This window comes from Streptomyces hoynatensis (assembly GCF_003626535.1).
Taxonomy (GTDB): domain Bacteria; phylum Actinomycetota; class Actinomycetes; order Streptomycetales; family Streptomycetaceae; genus Streptomyces; species Streptomyces hoynatensis.
The window spans coordinates 126,707-141,592 of the sequence record NZ_RBAL01000018.1 but is presented as its reverse complement, the minus strand read 5'-3'; the positions used below and the strand labels follow the sequence as shown (position 1 = coordinate 141,592).

15 protein-coding genes and 1 pseudogene are annotated in these 14,886 nt (G+C 73.6%); 11 read left to right on the top strand and 5 right to left on the bottom strand.

Annotated elements, in window-relative coordinates; translation table 11 throughout:
- From D7294_RS25025 to D7294_RS24995, 8 genes and pseudogenes are all read left to right on the top strand, one after another.
- Positions 1 to 105 (top strand): annotated as a pseudogene (locus tag D7294_RS25025) (IS5/IS1182 family transposase); the annotation flags it as partial.
- Between the two features lie 37 nt (positions 106 to 142).
- Positions 143 to 304 carry a hypothetical protein gene (locus tag D7294_RS32065; RefSeq protein WP_158674689.1) on the top strand — a complete coding sequence of 54 codons (162 nt, stop codon included), beginning with the start codon at positions 143 to 145 and terminating at the stop codon, positions 302 to 304.
- 82 nt (positions 305 to 386) lie between these two features.
- Positions 387 to 1,613: a tetratricopeptide repeat protein gene (locus D7294_RS25020; protein ID WP_120683567.1), complete on the top strand. Its 1,227-nt coding sequence runs from the start codon at positions 387 to 389 to the stop codon at positions 1,611 to 1,613.
- Positions 1,614 to 1,616: 3 nt separating this feature from the next.
- Positions 1,617 to 2,972 (top strand): MATE family efflux transporter, encoded by a 1,356-nt coding sequence (locus D7294_RS25015; protein ID WP_120683565.1) that lies wholly within the window; start codon positions 1,617 to 1,619, stop codon positions 2,970 to 2,972.
- Positions 2,965 to 4,158 (top strand): outer membrane protein assembly factor BamB family protein, encoded by a 1,194-nt coding sequence (locus D7294_RS25010; protein ID WP_120683563.1) that lies wholly within the window; start codon positions 2,965 to 2,967, stop codon positions 4,156 to 4,158. Before D7294_RS25015 ends, D7294_RS25010 begins: the two co-directional genes overlap by 8 nt.
- Positions 4,159 to 4,163: 5 nt before the next feature.
- Positions 4,164 to 5,972: a M3 family metallopeptidase gene (locus D7294_RS25005; RefSeq protein WP_120683561.1), complete on the top strand. Its 1,809-nt coding sequence runs from the start codon at positions 4,164 to 4,166 to the stop codon at positions 5,970 to 5,972.
- On the top strand, positions 5,965 to 6,654 hold the full coding sequence (locus tag D7294_RS25000) for an O-methyltransferase (RefSeq protein ID WP_158674688.1): 690 nt from the start codon (positions 5,965 to 5,967) through the stop codon (positions 6,652 to 6,654). Before D7294_RS25005 ends, D7294_RS25000 begins: the two co-directional genes overlap by 8 nt.
- Before the next feature lie 3 nt (positions 6,655 to 6,657).
- Entirely contained in the window at positions 6,658 to 7,410 is a 753-nt protein-coding gene (locus tag D7294_RS24995; protein WP_120683557.1) for an SDR family NAD(P)-dependent oxidoreductase, read from the top strand.
- 129 nt (positions 7,411 to 7,539) lie between these two features.
- On the opposite strand, the gene D7294_RS24990 is transcribed toward D7294_RS24995, so the two are convergent.
- Together D7294_RS24990 and D7294_RS24985 are read right to left on the bottom strand one after the other, a co-directional pair.
- A complete protein-coding gene (locus D7294_RS24990) occupies positions 7,540 to 8,442 on the bottom strand; it encodes an aminoglycoside phosphotransferase family protein (protein WP_120683555.1) in 903 nt (300 codons plus the stop codon).
- Positions 8,443 to 8,608: 166 nt separating this feature from the next.
- Complete coding sequence (locus tag D7294_RS24985) at positions 8,609 to 10,138, bottom strand: helix-turn-helix domain-containing protein (RefSeq protein ID WP_120683553.1); 1,530 nt, start codon at positions 10,136 to 10,138, stop codon at positions 8,609 to 8,611.
- A gap of 152 nt (positions 10,139 to 10,290) precedes the next feature.
- On the opposite strand from D7294_RS24985, the gene D7294_RS24980 reads away from it, so the two are divergent.
- From D7294_RS24980 to D7294_RS24970, 3 genes are all read left to right on the top strand, one after another.
- Positions 10,291 to 11,244 (top strand): SdpI family protein, encoded by a 954-nt coding sequence (locus tag D7294_RS24980; RefSeq protein WP_147450907.1) that lies wholly within the window; start codon positions 10,291 to 10,293, stop codon positions 11,242 to 11,244.
- Positions 11,245 to 11,246: 2 nt separating this feature from the next.
- Positions 11,247 to 11,618, top strand: a complete 372-nt coding sequence (locus D7294_RS24975) for a GntR family transcriptional regulator (RefSeq protein ID WP_120683549.1) — start codon at positions 11,247 to 11,249, stop codon at positions 11,616 to 11,618.
- Positions 11,619 to 11,849: 231 nt separating this feature from the next.
- A complete protein-coding gene (locus D7294_RS24970) occupies positions 11,850 to 12,674 on the top strand; it encodes a DUF1028 domain-containing protein (RefSeq protein ID WP_120683547.1) in 825 nt (274 codons plus the stop codon).
- A gap of 141 nt (positions 12,675 to 12,815) precedes the next feature.
- Here the strand turns inward: D7294_RS24970 and D7294_RS24965 are convergent, their stop codons facing one another.
- The 3 genes from D7294_RS24965 to D7294_RS24955 all read right to left on the bottom strand — a co-directional run bounded on the left by D7294_RS24965 (position 12,816) and on the right by D7294_RS24955 (position 14,709).
- Entirely contained in the window at positions 12,816 to 13,379 is a 564-nt protein-coding gene (locus D7294_RS24965; RefSeq protein WP_120683545.1) for a GNAT family N-acetyltransferase, read from the bottom strand.
- Positions 13,376 to 13,981, bottom strand: a complete 606-nt coding sequence (locus D7294_RS24960) for a helix-turn-helix domain-containing protein (RefSeq protein WP_120683543.1) — start codon at positions 13,979 to 13,981, stop codon at positions 13,376 to 13,378. Before D7294_RS24960 ends, D7294_RS24965 begins: the two co-directional genes overlap by 4 nt.
- Positions 13,982 to 14,097: 116 nt before the next feature.
- Positions 14,098 to 14,709 carry a VanZ family protein gene (locus D7294_RS24955; RefSeq protein ID WP_241562603.1) on the bottom strand — a complete coding sequence of 204 codons (612 nt, stop codon included), beginning with the start codon at positions 14,707 to 14,709 and terminating at the stop codon, positions 14,098 to 14,100.
- Positions 14,710 to 14,886 lie beyond the last annotated feature (177 nt).

The following is a 14,886-nucleotide window of genomic DNA, read 5'->3' as shown; positions in this document are numbered from 1 at the left end:
CGGATGAAGACCTGGAAGATCCTCCGTGACTGCCGCCGCCGTGGCAACGGTGTCTACTGGGCGGCCATCGGCGTCGCCCACATGCACAACCTCGCCCACGGCTGACCCCTTACGAGACAACCTTTAGAGGGAAGGAGTGAGAATGGAAAGCTACCCGTTCGAAAAGAAGCCGGCCTTCTTTCCGGCCGTGACCGCGGAACTCTTCTTCGACGCCGACGCCCTGGCGAGTGAGCTGTTCGGCGAGGAGACCGACGACGACGCGCTGGAGGGCGTGGACACCGAGCTCGACGAGCTCCTGTCCTGACCGCTCGATCCGGTCGTCGCGGCTGGCACGCGCCCGCGTGCCAGCCGTTCGAGCCTTACTCGCCTACGTGGGGTCGCCTGCCATGAAGATCCGCCGGAACGCGTTCCAGGAAACCCTCCTCACGCTCGACCACACCCCGGGCCGTCCCGCCGACCTCTTCTCCCGGGCCTGCGTGCAGCATTACCGCGAACTCCGCCTCGATCGCTTCGGATATTCCTTCACCCAGGTCTTCGAGCCGGGCGTCCTCAAGGAGGTGGCCCTGCTCGAGGGGCGGCCCTACGCCCCGCTTGCGGACCTGAGCGACCGCCCCGGGCCCGCGCTCGCGCGGCTGGGAGAGCTGGCGGACAACGCCGCCGACCTCTCGGTCCCCGGCCTGGTCAACGTGGCCTCCGCGCTGATCACCGTCTCCCGCATCGGCCCCGCCTCCCGGCTGCTGCGGCCGGCCGCCGCCAGGGCGGCCGACCCGCGGGAGCGGCTCGAGGTCGCGATGCTCGACTTCATGGTCGCCAACCGCCGCGACGACGGGGCCTCGTCCCCCGAGGCGTTCCGGCGCATGCGCGAGGCGATCGAGTCCGGCCCGGTGCCCCGGGCCAGGGTCATCGACGTCTGCTCCCAGGCCGTCGTGTGGTACCTCAAACGCCGGGAGCTGCACGAGGACGACTTCAGGTGGTACGTCGCCACGGGCTGTGCGCTGGCCAGGGACCCCGGCCGCATCGACCCGACCACGCTCTCCGCCTGGAACCGCGCCCTGGCGATGATCCCGGCCGGCAAGCGCCAGGCGGCGGCGACCCGGCGCTACATGGAACGCACCCGCGAGGCGGCCCAGGAGGCGATCAGGCGCCGCCAGGAACCGTACGAGCTGAACTTCCTCAAGACCTACTACGAGTCCACGCTCAAGGAGCACATGTACGTCACCGGCGACGCCGACCTGGCCCTGGAGGCCGGGGAGGCGCTCATCGCGCTCGACCCCGCCTGGGCCCCCAGCCACGCCGAACTCGCCGAGGCCCACCTGAGGTTCGGCGACCGGCGGCGGGCGGCCGAGCGCTACGAGGAGGCGGTGACGCTGGGGCCCCCGTACGTCGGCCACCACCTGCTCGGCGCGGCCCGCTGCCGCGAGCAACTGGGCGAGCCGGAGCGCGCCGTCGAGCACTACCTGACGCTCTCCGAGCTGGCGCCGCGCAACGAGACCCTCCTCGCGGCCGGCCTGCGCCTGGCGGAGAAGGTCTCCCGGCAGGCGCGCGAGCACTTCGAGCTCCTGCTCGCCCGGTCGGCAGGCCGGCCCGCCGGCCCGGCGGACGAGCGACCCTAGGCGATGCGGCACACACGGCTCACCCCGGGAAACTACGCGAGTTTCGCCACGGTGATGCTGGCGACCGGCCTGGTCGGCACCGGGTTCGGCCTGGTCGACCTGCTGATGATCGCGCCCAAGGGCGTCGGCCACGTCGCCGCCGTCGGACAGGGAAGCATCGTCCTCCTCGCCGTCTCCACCTTCTTTCTCGGCGTGGTCGAGGCCTTCTCCGGCCGGCTCGCCATCGCCGAGGGAGCAGGAACGACGGCCAGGCGCCTCCCCGTGCTCGCCACCACGCTGCTGCTGGCGCTGGCGCTGTGCCAGCTCGCGGCGCTGCCGGCCGCCGCGCTGGCGGAGCCGGCGCTCACCCTCCTCGGCCAGAAGCCGGAACTCGTCCCGCCGATGGGGGACTACCTGCAGGTGCGGCTGTGCGGCATCGGCGTGATCATGCTGTACACCGCGCTCAACGAGGCGCTCAAGACCTGCGGCGCGAAGAACAGGTCGCTGGCCACCCTGCTCCTCGGGTTCGGCGTCAACGCGCTCTTGAACTGGGCGTTTCTGTACACCGGGCTCGCCGGGCTCTTCCCCTCGCCCGACAGCGCGGTCGCCGCCTCCACCGTGCTGGCCCAGGCCGCGATGGCCGCCATGGCCGGCTGGATGTTCCTGCGCCTGCTGAGGACGCGCGCCGAACGCCTCGCCAGGCCCGGGCGCGCGGAGGTCCTGACGGAGCTGCGCACCACCACCCTCGCCGGCGCCGGGGTCGGCGCGCGGCACCTCAACGACTACATGGGCTCCCTCATCCCCATGACCCTCATCGGCACGATGGGCGTCGGCACCCTCGCCGCGAGCGTCGTGGCCGCGAACATCTACACGGTGTTCTGCCGCGTGCCCCAGGCCTGCTTCCAGGCGACCTTCGTCTACTACGGCTACGCGGTCGGCCGGGACGGTGCGGCCCGGCCGGGCACCGTGCGCACGCTGCTCGGCTACGCCGCCGTCCCCACGGCGGCTGCGGCGCTGCTCGTGGTGGCCGCCTCGCCCTGGCTGGTGGACGCCTTCGCCAGCCCCGGACTCGACCACGGGCTCGCCGTGGCCCTCCTGATGGCCTATCTGCTCTACCTGCCGGCCTACTTCTTCGACCAGTCCCTCTCCACGATCCTCATCGTCCACCGGCGCGGCGGGCTGCTCTTCGCCTCCTCCACCCTGGCGACCTACCTGCTGACCATCCCCCTGGCCTGGTACGCGGTCGTCGTGCTCGACTCGGCCTTCCTCGCCGTCGCCTCCAACGGCGTGGCCACCGTGGTCCAGGCGGCGCTCTTCTGGCGCGCCCTCCGCGCCGTCCGCACCCTGCCACCGGCGAGGGCGGAGGCCGGCGTTGCCTAGGCCACCGGGCGGACCGGCCTTCCGCCACGACCCGCGCAAGTCGGTCCTGGTCCTGCCGGGAAAGGCGGGGCCGCCCAGCAGGTGGGACCGGGAGCCCGCCGTCTGCGGCCACCGGGTCCTGCGCCACGAGAACAAGGCCCTCGGCCGGACGATCCCCGTGCCGGTCTGCGCCAGCCCCGCCGTGATCACCGGCGCCGGGGTGATCGTCGGGGGCTACGACGGGTACCTCCGGTTCTTCGACCGCACCCTGGGCAAGGTCTACTGGCAACGCAGGCTCGACGGCCCGCTCTACGCCTCCCTGGTGCTCGACGGCGACCGGCGGCGGGTGGTGGCCGCCGCGACCACCGGGCTGATCGCCTGCTTCGACCTGCGGGGCGGACTCGTCTGGTCGGCGAAGCTCGGCGCCCCCGTCCACGCCACCCCCACGGTGCTTCCCGGGGCCGGGGTCCTGATCCTCGCCGCGTTCCACAGCCGCTGCGCCGGCCTCTCCCTCGACACCGGCGAACTGCTCTTCGACCGGCCGCTGCCCAGGCCCTGGCACGCGGCCCACGGCGGCCTCGCCGCGCACCGCGACCCCTACGCCGGCCCGGCCACCACCGGGGAGGACACCGCGATCGTCTGCTGCGCGGAACACGTCCTGTGCCTCGCCCCGGACGGCACCGAGCTGTGGCGGCAGGAGATCGGCCACGCGGTGCGGGCGTCACCGGCCGCCCTGCACGCGACGGGCGAGGTCGCCGTCTGCCCGGTGGACGGCCGCTGCCTGTTCCTCGGCAGCCGCGACGGGCAACTCCGCGGGGAGGTGCGGCTGGACGCCAAGGTCACGGGCAGTCCCGCCGTCTCCGGCCGGGTCCTCGCCGTCGGCACCGTGCGCGACACCGTCGCCGGGATCGACGTCCACACCCGCGCGACGGCCTGGACGGCCCCTCAGGGCGCACCGCGCGAGTACACCTCGCTGACCGTGCTGCCCGACGGGAACTTCGCCGCCACCTCGGCCCGCGGGAACGTGGTCTGCCTGGGACGCGACGACGGCCGGTTCCGCTGGGAGAGCAGCCAGGTCCTCGGCCTCGCCGACCACCAGCCCGCCATGGACATCACGCCGGTGGCCGGGCCGGACGGCAGCATGTACGGCGGCTCGTACTCCGGCGACCTCTATCACTTCAGGTTCCAGCCCCTCGACGAGGAGTGACAGCCATGCCCGCAGAAGCCATCGCCCCCCCGGACCGGGCCAGCGTCACGGCCATGGACGAGTCGCTGCACGGGATGATGACCCGGCTGCGGGCGATTCTCGACGAGCCCGCCCTGACCCAGGAAACCCTGGTGGAGATCGTCTCCATCTTCAACAACGTGGCCTACGTCTTCCTGTACCTGGAGGCCAACGAGCGGCACGTCAACTACGAGCGGCTGCTGCCCTGGCGGGACCGCTTCCACAAGGACCCCGAACTCGACGCGGGGCTGGCCCGGTTGCTCGGCGACCTGCGCTGCGAGGACGCGGAGGCCGAGGACTCCCGCCGCCGGCTGCTCGAACAGCTGCGGAACAAGAACCGGGCGAAAGACCCGGAGTCCGAGGAGCGGATGGCGGAACTGCTGGCCGAGGCGAAGGGAATACTCGGCGCGGTGCAGCAGGACCAGCTCGCCCTGCTGAACCGGCTGGGCGTGCGGGTGCCGGGCGCCGCGCCCTCCGCGGTGTTCTACCGCCTGGCCGCCGGCACCGCGGACCCGGCCAGGCGGGCCAAGCTGGCGCGGGCCTGGCGGGTGGTGCGCGACCGCGGGCAGGAGCCGCTGGCCGGCGTCGTCGACCGGATCATCGGCGAGCAGCGGCGGCAGGCCGCGGCCGGCGGCCACGCCACCGTGCTGCAGGAGACCCTTGCGAAGTGCGGAGTCACCGAGGACACCATCGAGGGCTTCCTCGAGCGCTACCTGCGGCGCGCGCTGGAGCGCCACGGCGCGCTGGCCGCGGAGGTCGCGGAGGCCACCGGCGCCAGCACGGCCCCCCTGGACCACTTCGGCGCCTACCTGCGCACCGTCTCGGGCAACCGCCCGCTGCCGCAGTTCGCCCTCGACGAGTGCCTGGACTACGCGTTCGCCGTCGCCCGCAGCGCCTTCGGCCTGGAGGTGCGCCGCGCCTCGGGCACGGAACACGACGTGCTGACCACCACCGTGTGGGCCGGGGACGAGGAGGTCGGGCAGATCCACTTCGACCTCTGGGACACCGAGCACAAGACGGTCAAGGCGAACACCACCACCGGCATCCGCAACCGCGCCGACTGGAGGGGACTGGTCCAGCGCCCGGTGGCGTACGTCTCCTGCCGGTTCCGGCGGACTCCCGACGGCGTCCCGCGCATCACCTTCCAGAACGTGCACAGCCTCCTGCACGAGTTCGGCCACGCGGTCAACCACCTGCTCATCCGCAAGCGGATACCGAACCAGTCGGGGCTGGAGTACCTCCCCCTGGAACGGCTGGAGAACCTCAGCATGTGGTTCGAAAAATGGGTGTTCCACGCGGAGTTGGGCCGCCGGCTCTCCCTCGGCCCCGAGGAGCGGGCGGGGCTGGAGCTGTGCCGGCGGGTCAAGCGGCTCGAATACCGGAGCACGTACCTGGACCGGGCGGTGACCGCGGCGCTCGACTTCGAGGTCCACCGCAGGCCCCGGGGCGGGGTCGTGGACGCCTTCCGGCGGCTGGACGAGCGGTTCGGCCTCTCCCCCCACTGCGAGGTGGGCGACTTCCTGGTCTATTTCACCTGGCCGATGCTGCGGGCCAACCCCGGCGCCTACTTCGCCTACCTGTGGGGCGCCTCGGACAGCGGCGCGATGTTCGCCCGGTTCGAGCCCCTCACCCTGGTGGAGGTGGCCGCCCGCCCCGGGCTCCGCGAACTCTTCGCGCCCTGCCTCGACTACGACGCGCCGAGCAGCGAGCCGGACGTCTCCGCGGTGTTCGACTTCTACGACGGCGTGGGCCACGAGGGGGCCGGCGTGGGGCACGAGGAGGCCGGCGTTGGCTGAGCCGAAGGCGGCGCACACCCCGCGCCCCCCGTTCCCCGCCGCCTCCTTCCCGACCGACTACGTCCGGGCCGTGTTCGGCAACCGCGAACCGGTCCTTGAGGAGATCCTCCGGGACTCGGTGCTGGAACGGGGCCTGCCCGCGATCCAGGTGGACGACAACGCCGGGCGGATTCTGCAACTGCTCGTCATGCTGCGGCGGCCGCGGCACGTGATCGAGATCGGCACCCTCTTCGGGTACTCCACGATCCACCTCGCCCGTGGCCTGCCCGAAGACGGGCGGCTCACCACGCTGGAGATCGACCCGGCCGCCGCCGGGGCGGCGCGCCGCAACCTCGACCGGGCGGGCGTCGGAGAGCGGGTGGAGATCGTGGTCGGTGACGCGAGCGGGTACCTGGCGACCGTGCCGCCCGAGTCCGTGGGCATGATCTTCATCGACGCCGACAAGAAGTCCTACGCCCGCTACCTCGCCGCCTGCTTTCCGCTGCTCGAACCCGGCGGGCTGCTGGTCGCCGACGACGCCTTCGCGCAGGGCGACTTCAGCGGGGAGTCGGCAGAGGGCGGGGAGGGCGAGCGGGAGCGGAAGGCCATCCACGCCTACAACCGTGCGGTGGGAAGGAGCCCACGGCTCTTCTCCGCGTTTCTCGGCACGCGAAACGGTCTCCTCGTGAGCTACAAGGGGTGAGAAATGGCGAAGAACCGCGCCTGGATCATCGGCGCCAGCCAGAGCCTGGGGGCCCACTTCGCCACCAGGATGGCGGCGGAGGGCTGGGCGGTGACCGGGCTGGGCCGCCGGCCCGCCGCGGAGGCCGGGCTGCCCGCGGAGGTGACGTACGTCCAGGCCGACCTGTCCGTCCCCGAGACCCTCGACGGGCTCGCGGAGAAGCTGGGCGACGTCCCGGAACTGGTCGTCTACAACGCGGTCCGCTATCCCGCGCAGAGCGAGGGGCCGCCGCCCCTGGGCGAGTTGGAGGCGGTGTTCCGGGTCAACGCCCTCGCCCCCTACCGGCTGCTTCTCGACCTGCTCGGCAGGCCGCGGGAGCACTTCTGCTCCTGCGTGGTCGTCAACTCGGACGCCATGTACCACGCGCGCGAGCAGAACGGCGTCTACTCCGCGAGCAAGGCGGCCCTCCGCGTCCTGACCGGAACGCTGGCCGCCACCTGCCGCGGAGGCGACGCCGCCGTGTCCACCCTGCTCGTCGGCCCCCTGGCCGACCCGCAGAAGCTGGCCGGGCTGCGGCGGGTGGCCGAACAGCGCGGCGTCACCGAGGCCGAGGTCGTGCGCGCCTTCCTCCGCAAGACGAACACCAATCTCGTCATCGACGCCCTGATCGACTTCGAGTCCTGCTACCAGGGACTGATGCACATGGCCCGCCTCGGCCCGGTGGCCAACGGCATGATGTACCGGCTCGACGGCGGCTCCTCGGGCGGCCTGGTCTGAGCCAGGCTCCCTGCCCGGGGCCGGGAGAAGCCCCGCGGAAGGTGGCCGGGAGGGAGCCGGGGAGGGCCCCGCGCGGCGGGCTGCCGCACGGCCCGATGTGGATCGGGAGCCCGGGCAATGCGGCCTGAATCAAAGGCCCTTCAGGACGCGATCGAGTGCGGCCCGGCCTGCGGGACCCCAGTGCGGCTTGCCGCCGGGAAGGCCCAGGTCTCCGTTGTGTCCCATGAGCATGAGGAAGAGGCTCTTCATCGCGGCCAGTCCGCGGGCGCGGCGGATGGAGGCCTGGTCGGCGCGCGCGTAGGCATCGAAGAATCGTTTGGCCGTGCCCGCGGGGAGCAGTACCCAGGCGGCGGCGAGGTCCCAGGCCGGGTCGCCGGCGAAGAGGTCACCGAAGTCGATGATGCCCGAGAGCGTTCCGTCCGAGACGACGACGTTCGCCGGATGGAGGTCGCCGTGCACCCACACCGGCGGGCCCTCCCACGCGGGGGCCGCAACGGCGTCCTCCCAGACGGCCCGGACGTCGCCGGCGACGTCGTCGGGGGCGATGGCCCGGAAGAAGTTCTCGAAGCCGTCGGTGCAGTCCCTGGGATGGGCGCCGCGGTCCACGGGGATCGGGGCCTCGGCGGGCGCCTTTGCATGCAGCGCCCGGAGGAAGCCGGCGAGGGTGTCGGCCGCGTGGCCGCCGCGGCTGATCGGGCAGTGGTCGAGCGGCTCGCCGGGAACCCAGGTCATCACGGTCCAGTGCTTGGGGAAGCGCGCCGAGGGTTCGCCCACGCGCACCGGGGTCGGCACCGCAAGCGGCAGGCGCGGGGCCAGCACCGGCAGCCACCGCCGCTCCTTGAGCTGGGGCTCGGGGGTGCGGTCCATGCGCTGCATGCGCACGGCCAGCTCATCGCCCAGGCGCCACATCTGGTTGCCCCAGCCGCCCGCCACCTCGCGGATGGCCAGCCCCGCGAGGTCGGGATGCTGCTCCTGCAACAGGGCGCGGACCAGGTCCGCGGTGATCTCGATCTCGGTGCCGGTGTCGGTCATACGACCGCACAGTACCGAGGCGGCACGCGCGGCACATGCAGCCGCTGCCCCCGGCAGCGCGCGGTGATTCCTCCGGCGGCACCGATTCGTTTTCCCGCCAGGCGCGGCAAACCCCCTCCGGGCCGGCGTTTCCGCAGGCCGGAGGGGGCGTACGCGAGGGGGCCGGTCAGATGCTGCGGAAGGTTTCGATCTGTGCGCCGACCGAGTTCAGGCGCTCGGCCAGGTCCTCGTAGCCGCGGTTGATGACGTAGACGTTGCGCAGCACGGAGGTGCCCTCGGCGGCCATCATCGCCAGCAGCACCACGACCGCGGGCCGCAGGGCGGGCGGGCACATCATCTCCGCCGCCCGCCACCGGGTGGGCCCCTCGACCAGAACCCGGTGCGGGTCGAGGAGTTGCAGGCGCCCGCCGAGGCGGTTGAGGTCGGTGAGGTAGATGGCGCGGTTGTCGTAGACCCAGTCGTGGATCAGCGTCGAGCCGTGCGCCGAGGCCGCGATGGCGGCGAAGAAGGGCGCGTTGTCGATGTTGATCCCGGGGAACGGCATGGGGTGGATCTTGTCGATCGGCGCCTCCAGCTTGGAGGGCCTGACGGTGACGTCCGCGAGCCGGGTGCGGCCGTTGTCCGCCGCGTACTCCGGGCCGAGGTCGTGGTCGAGGCCCATGCCCTCCAGCACGGCGAGCTCGATTTCGAGGAACTCCACCGGGACCCGGCGGATCGTCAGCTGCGACTCGGTCACCACCGCGGCGGCGATCAGGCTCATCGCCTCCACCGGGTCCTCGGAGGGCGAGTAGTCCACGTCGCAGTCGATGTCCGGGACGCCGTGCACGGTGAGCGTGGTGGTGCCCACTCCCTCGATGCGGACCCCGAGCTGCTCCAGGAAGAAGCACAGGTCCTGGACCATGTAGTTGGGCGAGGCGTTGCGGATGACCGTGACGCCGTCGTGCCGCGCGGCGGCCAGCAGGGCGTTCTCCGTGACCGTGTCGCCGCGCTCGGTCAGGACGATCGGCCGGTCCGGGCTGACCTGCCGGTTGACCGTCGCGTGGTACATCCCCTCGGTCGCGGTCACCTCAAGGCCGAAGCGGCGCAGCGCCATCATGTGGGGCTCGACGGTGCGGGTGCCCAGGTCGCAGCCGCCCGCGTACGGGATCTTGAAGTGGTCCATCCGGTGCAGCAGCGGGCCGAGGAACATGATGATGCTCCGGGTGCGCCTGGCCGCCTCCAGGTCGATGGACTCCAGGTTCAGGTCGGAGGGCGGCACGATCTCCAGGTCCACGCCCTCGTTGATCCACCTGGTCCGGACGCCGATCGAGTTGAGCACCTCCAGGATGCGGAAGACCTCCTCGATCCTGGCGACGCGGCGCAGCACCGTGCGGCCCGAGTTCAGCAGCGTCGCGCACAGCAGGGCGACGCAGGCGTTCTTGCTCGTCTTGACGTCGATGCCGCCGTTCAGCCGCCGCCCGCCGACGACTCTGAGATGCATCGGGCCGGCATAGCCCAGGGAGACGATCTCGCTGCCCAGGGCCTCGCCGATGCGCGCGATCATCTCAAGACTGATGTTCTGATTCCCCCGCTCGATGCGATTGACGGCGCTCTGGCTGGTGCCGAGCGCCTCCGCGAGCTGCACTTGCGTCCAGCCACGATGCTGACGTGCGTCCCGAATGAGCTGTCCGATCCGGGCGAGGTAGTCGTCGATCATATGGACGAGCCTATCTCAGATATGAGATGGCGCATGGCGGGCACCGCCATTCGGGTGGTGGGCGACCGGGGCGTGGGTATGGTTAGGTTGTTCTAGGTGAATGCGAACAATTTCCTCTGCCTGGGCGGAGGATGGCAGTGAGGAGGGGACCCGTGAGCGTTCACATCCGCCGACTCGCCGTGGTGGCGGCGCCGTTCGGCCTGGCGCTCCTGAGCTACGGGCTGTGGTGCGCGCGGCTGCACGACCGGCTGCCCGACCCGGTGGCCACCCACTTCGCGACGGGCGGCGGGGCGGACGGATACCTGGGCCGCCAGGCCGCCCTCTGGGGCGGTGCGGCATTCCTGTGCGGCGCGGGGGTGCTGTTCTGCGCGCTCGCCGTGCGGTACCCGCAGCGGTGGAGCATCGCGCTGGGCGGGGGGCTCGCGGCGCTGCTCGGCTACCTGTTCTCGCTCACCCTCTCCGCCAACGCCGACGTCACCGACGCCTCCGAAGCCGCCCTGTACCTCTGGCAGTTGGCCATGGTGTTGCCGATCGCCCTGCTGGTGGGCCTGATCTGCTGGCTGCTCGCGGGCCCGGACGAGGCGCCGCAGGCCGAGCGGGAGGCGGCCCCCGCCCTGCGCCTGGGCCCGGGCGAGAGCGCGGTGTGGAGCCAGGCCATCGCCTCGCCGGTGCTGTGGGTGGTGGCCGGCCTGCTCGCCGCCCTGGGCCTGGTGCTGGTCGCGGTGCCCTCGGCGCGCCCCGTGGGGGTGCTGATGCTGCTGACCGCCGTGCTCAACGGCCTGTTCGCCAGCCTGCGGGTCACCGTGGACGGGCGCGGCCTCATGATCGCCTCTCCGCTGCTGCCGCGGCCGCGGCTGCGGGTGCCGATGCGGCGGATCGAAGGGGCGGCGAGCCGCGAGGTCAGACCGCTGGCCGAGTTCGGCGGCTACGGTTACCGCGTCAGGCCCGGAAAATCGGGCGTCGTGGTGCGTTCGGGGGAGGCCCTGTCCGCGCGGCTGCGCGGCGGCAAGGAGTTCGTCGTCACGGTGGACGACGCGGGCACGGCCGCCGCGCTGCTCAACGGCCTGCTCCAGCGCGCCGACGGTGTGCGGAAGGAACATTCCTGACCATGCTGCTGCGCGTCCAGCCAGACTCACGGGTGCCGCTGGGAGAGCAGATCGCGGCCTGCGTGCGAGGCGCGCTCGCCGACGGGACCACCCTCCCCGGCGAGCGCCTCCCCCCGGCCCGCGAGGTGGCCGCCTCCCTCGGCGTGAACGTCCACACCGTGCTCCGCGGCTACCAGCGGCTGCGCGACGAGGGGCTGATCGAACTGCGGCGCGGGCGTGGCGCCGTGGTGCGCGCCGACGAGTCGACGCGCGGCCGGGCCCGCCTGCTGACGGCCGCCCGTTCCCTCATCGCCGAAGCCCGCGGCCTCGGCCTCGCCGACGAGGACGTGCTCTCCCTGGTCAGGACGGCCCTGGCGGCCGGCCCCGCCGAGTAGGCCGCGGGCGGGCCGCGCCGCCTCCCGCCACCCGCCCCGGCCCCGCCCCTTCCGGCCGGATTCCTCCCGGCCGGACCCTCCGCGGCCGGACTCCTCCCGGCCGGCCCGCCACCCCGGCCGCCACCGGGCGCGAACGCCCGGCCGGGCGGCCGTCGTGGCATTCCCCCGCGGCCGGTCGCCGCCGGGAAAATCCCTCGCGCCGCCGAATCGCGGTGGGCGAGGCTGCCCTTCATGACCTTTTCGGTGATCGCGCACGATGCCGCGGCCGGGCTGAGCGGGGTGGCGGTGGCCAGCTGCGTGCTCGCGGCCGGGGCCCGGGTGCCCGTGGCGAGGCGGGGGGTGGGGCTCGCGGTGGCACAGGCGTCCTCCAGCCCGTGGCACGCCGAGGCGGCCCTCGACCTGCTCGCCCGCGGCGCCGCCGCAACGGAGGCGGTGGCCGCGCTCGCCCGGCTGCCCGACGCGGCCACCAGGCAGCTGGCGGTGCTCGACGCGCGGGGCGGGGTGGCCGCCTGGACCGGCGAGGACTGCGCGGGTGCCGCGGGGCACCTCCTGGGCGAGCAGGTGAGCGTGCAGGGCAACACGCTGGCCGGCGAGGAGGTACTCAAGGCCCTGGCCGAGGGCTGGCGCACGTCCGCCGGCCGTCCGCTGGCCGAGCGGCTGCTCGCCGCGCTGGCCGCCGGCGACGAGGCGGGCGGCGACCGGCGCGGCAGGCAGTCGGCCGCGCTGCTCGTCGTCGGCGAGGACGAGCCGGTCGACCTGCGGGTGGACGACTCCCGCGCCCCCGTGGCCGAACTGGGCCGCCTGCTGTGCGTGGACCGGGCGCACCGCCTGCTGCGCGAGGCGCTGGCCGAACACCGGGCGGGCACCGGCGGCCCCTCGGAGCGGGCCGCCCTCCTGATGCTGCGCGCGGCCGAACTCGCCCCCGGGGACGCGCTGCTCGCCCTGTGGGGCCCGCGCCTGGTCCCCGGCGCGGGCGCCCTGTCCGGCGAGGCGCGCGCCCTGGCCGGGCGCCTGGCGCCGCGGGTGCGCTGGGTGGCCGACCGGCTGGACGGCTGACGGGCCCGTGGGCTGACGGGCGGGGCCGCCGACGGGTGGGGCCGCCGACGGGTGGGGCGGGCGGCCGGGCGTTCCGTCGGGCCCGGGCCGCCGCCCCGGTGGTGCCCGGCCCGCCAGGAGCGCCCGGCCCACAGGCCCGGCTCAGCTCGCCGCGGCGGCCGGTGGCTCAGGGAGGAACTTGTAGAAGAAGGTGCAGTCCCTGAGCGCGCCGCCCGGGTCCGTCGCGTAGGCGGGGACCAGGCCGTAGGGTGTCCAGCCCGCGGCCCGGTAGAGGCGGTCGGCGGGGGTGTCCGCCTCCGTGTCGAGCAGCAGCAGGCGGATGCCGTCCGCGGCGGCGGCCTCCTCTGCGGTGGCCAGCAGCCTTCTGCCGAGGCCGCGTCCGCGGGCCGCGGGACTCACCATCAGCTTGACTATCTCGGCCCGGTGCCGGCCGTTCTCCCGGTGCTCCCTGGCGAGGCTGATCGTGCCCGAGACGCCCTCGGGTCCCCTGGCCACCCAGACGACGAGGCTGCCGGACGCGACGGCCGGCTCGCGCGAAAGCCACCAGTCCAGCGCGGGCCGCCGGCCGAAGGGGGTGCGGAAGCCGAGGGAGGAGCCGCCCGCCACGACCTCGGCGAGCAGCCCGGCCAACTCCCCGGCGGCGGCCGGGAACTCCGCGGCGGACAGCCGCTCGATGGTGTGCTTCGCGCACTCTGTCCCGCTCACGGCAGGATCACCACCAGCGCGTACCGTGCCTCCGCCTCGCCCAGGCAGCGAAAGCGCGTCGGCCCCCACACCCGGAAGCGCAGGCAGTCGCCCTCCCGCAGCCGGTACGCCGCGCCCTCCGTGGTGACCTCGAGGGCCCCGGAGAGCAGCCAGAGGTGCTGTTCGAGCCCGGGCACGGGCGGGGCCTCGTAGGGGATGTCGGCGCCCGGCCGCAACACCCCCTCGACGAGCTCCCCGCGCAGCGCCGGGTGTGGGGGCGAGACCGAGCGGCGGACGAAGCCCGAGTCCTCGTCGCGCCACACGGCCTGCCGCGCGGCGGGCACCACGCGGGGCGGCTCGGACTCCACCTCGGCGAGCAGCTGGGACATGGTCCGCTCGTAGGCGGAGCACAGCCGGCCGAGCATCGTCGCCGTCGGGCTCAACTCGCCGCGCTCCAGCCGGGACAGCGTGGAGCGGCTCACCCCCGTGCGGGCGGACAGCTCCTCGAGCGACCACTCGCGTTCGAGCCGCAGCGCGCCCAGGCGAGCCGCCAGCCGGGCCTCCAGGCCGACCGGGGCCGCGCCCTCGGGAGCCGCGGCGCGCACCTCCTGCGTGTTTCTCATATCAGGGAAGATATCTCATAACTGGGACAGTCGTGCGGCGGACCCCGTCGGCCGGTGCCGACGGGCGGGTCAGGCCGGCGTGCCCCGGCCTCGATCGCGCGGCGGGCCGGGAGAGTTCAGGCCCTTTTCCCGTCGGTGCGAGTTTCCCCGTCGCCGCGAGCCGCCCGGGCTGGGTTTCCGGCCCGTTCCTCCCGCGGGGAGCGGGCTTGCGCCGGCGTCCACCAGCGGCGTGACGCCAGTGCGGCCAGTGCGGCGCCCGCGGTGTTGAGCAGGACGTCGTCCACGGAGGAGACCCGGTCCAGCGGCAGGACATACTGCGCCGTCTCGACCAGGAGCGCGCAGCCCGCCCCGAGCGCGAGAATCCGCCGTGCCGACGCCAGTCCCGGAAACCGCAGCGGGGCGAGGAACCCCAGCGGCGCGAACACCAGCAGGTTGCCGACGATCTGGCCCGTGTCCATCGTGAGCAGGTCCCGCAGCGGCACCAGGTTCACGACCGCCCCGTCCTCGTCGCCCGGCAGCAGGATCAGCCAGACCGGCAGCACCGTCCCGTAGACGATGCCGACCTCGGCGAGCGACCTGCGCCACGACCGCGCCGCCCCGGCACCGGCGCGCCTCCGCCTGCGGGCCAGAGCCCAGGCCGCAAGGACCGCCAACGGCAGTGCCGCCACCGTGAGGAACACCACCCCGGTGAACGTGCCGACCCAGCCGTGCCACCCTTCGAGTCGCACCCCGCCGCCTCTCCTTCCGGCCGGTTGTCCTCGGCAGTCTCGCCGATGGCGCATATCGGCGGCGTCGCAAACGGCAGGTCATGCCGCGCCGCACGAGTCTCCGCGAGGGCGAACCCCGAGCCCGGCGCCGCACGGGGTTCGGCGCGGACGCCGGCCTTCGACGAGCCGGCGCACCGG

Coding starts and splice junctions, on each gene's coding strand:
- D7294_RS24995 (WP_120683557.1), top strand. CDS start 6,658: ATGGCGAAGAACCGCGCCTGGATCATCGGCGCCAGCCAGAGCCTGGGG.
- D7294_RS32065 (WP_158674689.1), top strand. CDS start 143: ATGGAAAGCTACCCGTTCGAAAAGAAGCCGGCCTTCTTTCCGGCCGTG.
- D7294_RS25005 (WP_120683561.1), top strand. CDS start 4,164: ATGCCCGCAGAAGCCATCGCCCCCCCGGACCGGGCCAGCGTCACGGCC.
- D7294_RS25020 (WP_120683567.1), top strand. CDS start 387: ATGAAGATCCGCCGGAACGCGTTCCAGGAAACCCTCCTCACGCTCGAC.
- D7294_RS25015 (WP_120683565.1), top strand. CDS start 1,617: ATGCGGCACACACGGCTCACCCCGGGAAACTACGCGAGTTTCGCCACG.
- D7294_RS24990 (WP_120683555.1), bottom strand. CDS start 8,442: ATGACCGACACCGGCACCGAGATCGAGATCACCGCGGACCTGGTCCGC.
- D7294_RS24975 (WP_120683549.1), top strand. CDS start 11,247: ATGCTGCTGCGCGTCCAGCCAGACTCACGGGTGCCGCTGGGAGAGCAG.
- D7294_RS24985 (WP_120683553.1), bottom strand. CDS start 10,138: ATGATCGACGACTACCTCGCCCGGATCGGACAGCTCATTCGGGACGCA.
- D7294_RS24960 (WP_120683543.1), bottom strand. CDS start 13,981: ATGAGAAACACGCAGGAGGTGCGCGCCGCGGCTCCCGAGGGCGCGGCC.
- D7294_RS24970 (WP_120683547.1), top strand. CDS start 11,850: ATGACCTTTTCGGTGATCGCGCACGATGCCGCGGCCGGGCTGAGCGGG.